Annotated in this window: 2 protein-coding genes; both read right to left on the bottom strand. The window is 69.2% G+C overall.

The genetic code is table 11. The annotated features are described in order from the left end of the window. Positions 1–3 precede the first annotated feature (3 nt). Positions 4–1,392: a serine hydrolase domain-containing protein gene (locus KYY02_RS33420; protein ID WP_371244764.1), complete on the bottom strand. Its 1,389-nt coding sequence runs from the start codon at positions 1,390–1,392 to the stop codon at positions 4–6. A 934-nt stretch (positions 1,393–2,326) separates the two neighbouring features. Further along, positions 2,327–2,866: a GNAT family N-acetyltransferase gene (locus KYY02_RS33415; RefSeq protein ID WP_371244760.1), complete on the bottom strand. Its 540-nt coding sequence runs from the start codon at positions 2,864–2,866 to the stop codon at positions 2,327–2,329. Positions 2,867–2,908 lie beyond the last annotated feature (42 nt).

The raw sequence follows: 2,908 nt of genomic DNA, 5'->3' as shown, positions 1-2,908 counted from the left end.
GGGCTAGCCGATACCCCGCCATCCCTGCGGATCCACTCCGCCCGGTACAGGAGCCCTCTCGTCGTACGGCCGGCGCGTGAACACGAACGAGCCCAGGTCGAGATGGCTCAGCGACCCGTCCGGCCGCCGTACGGGCTTCAGGTGTTCCCCGGCGTAGTAACCCTCCAGCCCCACCCAGGCGCCGTCCCCCGTCGGGCGGAAACGCGAGCGCCGGCCGTTGCCCGACAACGGCTCCAGCGAGACGAGACCGTCGGCCGAGAGCCGGAGCGCGAACGCGGACGTCCCCCAGTACCACTGCCCCACCAGATCCAGCACCGCCGGATCCGCCTCTCGCAGCGGCTGCCAGGGAGCCGGGATGCGCGGTTCCGCCTCGGCGACGATCCGGACGAGGTCGGCGGCGACCGTGAAAGGCGCCGGTCCGGAGGTGCAGTTGGCCAGGACCACCGCGCCCACGTCGTCCGCCACGCTGACCGTGAGGCAGGCGAGGAAGCCCGGCAGTGAACCCGTGTGCCCGACGAGGGCACGTCCGTGCTGGTGACGGATCTCCATGCCCAGGCAGTACGCATAGCCGCTCGCCACGTCCGCCGCCTCGACCGGCGCGGCCGGCGTCCTCATCTCCCGCAACGACTCGGTTCCCAGCACCCGTCCGTCGCCCTCGACCAGGAAGGCGGCGAAGCGCGCCAGATCACCCGCGGTGGACCACAGTTGGCCGGCGGGCGCCATCACCCCGAGGTCCTCCAGGGGTTCGGGCAGCATCACATCGGCCCACGGATGCACCGCCCAGCCACCCGCGTGCGGCGCTTCTGCGCGCACAGTCGTGCGACGCAGGCCCAGGGGTACGAGCACTTCTCTCCGGAGAACCTCCTCCCACGGGGCACCGCGCAGCTTCTCGACCAGGGCGCCGAGCACCGCGTATCCGGGGTTCGAGTAGTGGAACCGCCGGCCGACGGGGTGCACCAGGGGCCGCTCGCCCAGCACCTCGGCGAGACCGGGGCGCAGGGATCCGGGGGTCCGCTCCCACCACGGCCCGGGGGTCTCGGCGGCCAGCCCGCCGCTGTGTGCGAGCAGTTCGGCAACGGTCACACCGCCCACGCCCGTACCCGGCAGGTGCTTCTCCAGCGGGTCGGCGAGATCGAGCGCTCCCTCGTCGCGCAGCCGGAGCACCAGAACGGCCGTGAAGGTCTTGGTGATCGAACCGATCCGGTACTGCATCCGCTCGTCCGGAGCGTGTCCTTCCACCGCTGTACGCGCCCCTGTCCAGACGGTCTTTCCACCCCGCACGACGGTCGCGGCGAGCGACGGCGCGCGTCCTTCGCTCTGGGCGACGGCGATCCTGTGCAGCAACGCCCGCCGCGTATCGGGCAGCAGTTCTTCCTGATGAGATGACGTCATGCCCTCAGTTCAGCAGGAACTCTGGGGTCTCTCGGCTCATGGCATGAGGCAGCCCGCCGACCTGGGGCTCTGCAGCCTGTCCCACTGTGCGGCATGGAAGATCAGTCTCATGGGGTGGCCATTTTTTCAGCTCAGACGGAAGATTCCGGCGGTGACCTCGAAACTCCCCACGCCCCGCTCGACACGAACCGGCTCAGGAGCCCCGGCCGATCGTGAGGTGCTCGTCGGCGAGATCGACGGGCAGCGGATTCTTGGGGACGCCTGCAGGGTCTGCCAGCACGCGCCCACCGACGGCTTGAAGCCGGCCCTTGTACCGTCGGAACGTACGCCATGGGCGGGCCGCCCCGAGCGAGTTCCCGAGACGGTGGCCCCACGTGCGTCTTCCTCGACCCTGCCACCGCCCTGAAGGCTGACCGCCACGGCCGCGAGATCGAGTTGCGGCTGATCCCCCTTGTGCTCACCCCGACGTCAGGGATCTGACCACTTGAGGGCAGCACGGTCCGGGCAGGGCACCCTCACATCAGGGAAGAACGACGATCTCACCCTCGAACGAGTGAACTTCATCGCGTTCCCCTCCCGAATCTCAGCTCGATGGCGCATCCGCCACCGCCCCGCCGAGGTCCATGAGATTCCGCCAAGAAGTGCGAGCCCCTACAGGAATGTAGGATCTCGCGATCCATGTCATGGCGCACCGCTCTGACCAGCGGCTATTCAGGCTGTCTCGCGTCATGTCATGGCGAGTTCTTCTCAGGACGCATGTCATTTTCTCGGGTGCCGACCGAGGTCTTCGGCCGGCACCTCATACCGAACTGCTTCTGGTGCGGGTGCGAAGTCTGCGGGTAGAGGTGACGCCCGGCATGCGCGTGGGCAAGTCTCGGTTGCAGGCCACCCGCGCGTGGATGGGCGAATACTCCCCGGCGGTTCCGTCGCGAACTCAACTGGACGGCGTGACCGGGGACCGCATGCCGAGCCACTGCTCGGCGTCCCAGGCCTCGAACCGCTCCACCTCGGTGAACCCCAGCTTCGCCGCGAGGCGCATCGAGCGGGCGTTGGCGGTCTGGGTGGCGAGCACCACGGGTTCTCCCGGAAGCACGCCGGCGAACCAGTCGAGTGCCGCCGCGCATGCCTCGGCGGCGTAGCCGTGTCCCCACACCCGTGGCAGGAACAGGTAGCCGAGATCGACCTTCCCAGCGGCAGCCGGGCGGTGGTGCCCCGGTGTTCTCCTGAGCAGGATCTGGCCGATCATCGACCCGTCGAGCTCGACGACGAAGCTTCCGGGCCACCGCTCGGGTGCCCCGGACATCTCGTGCTCGAGCTCGTCACGCGGCCGGGGGCCGCCGAGGTAGGTGTGCACTTCTGGCGAGGCGAGCAGCTCGATGAATGCCGCACGGTCCCGGGTCTCGGGCCCACGGAGCACGAGCCTCTCGGTTCTGATCAGCTCAGGCGGCCAAGCCACAGGTCCCAGACCTTCCATCCGCGCACGCTAGCAGGTGGTCAAACCAACCGAACGGGGAAG

The organism is Streptomyces pimonensis (genome assembly GCF_041380215.1).
Taxonomy (GTDB): Bacteria; Actinomycetota; Actinomycetes; order Streptomycetales; family Streptomycetaceae; genus Streptomyces; species Streptomyces pimonensis.
Note: the sequence above shows the minus strand (reverse complement) of the source record. Positions and strands in the feature narration are given on the sequence as shown.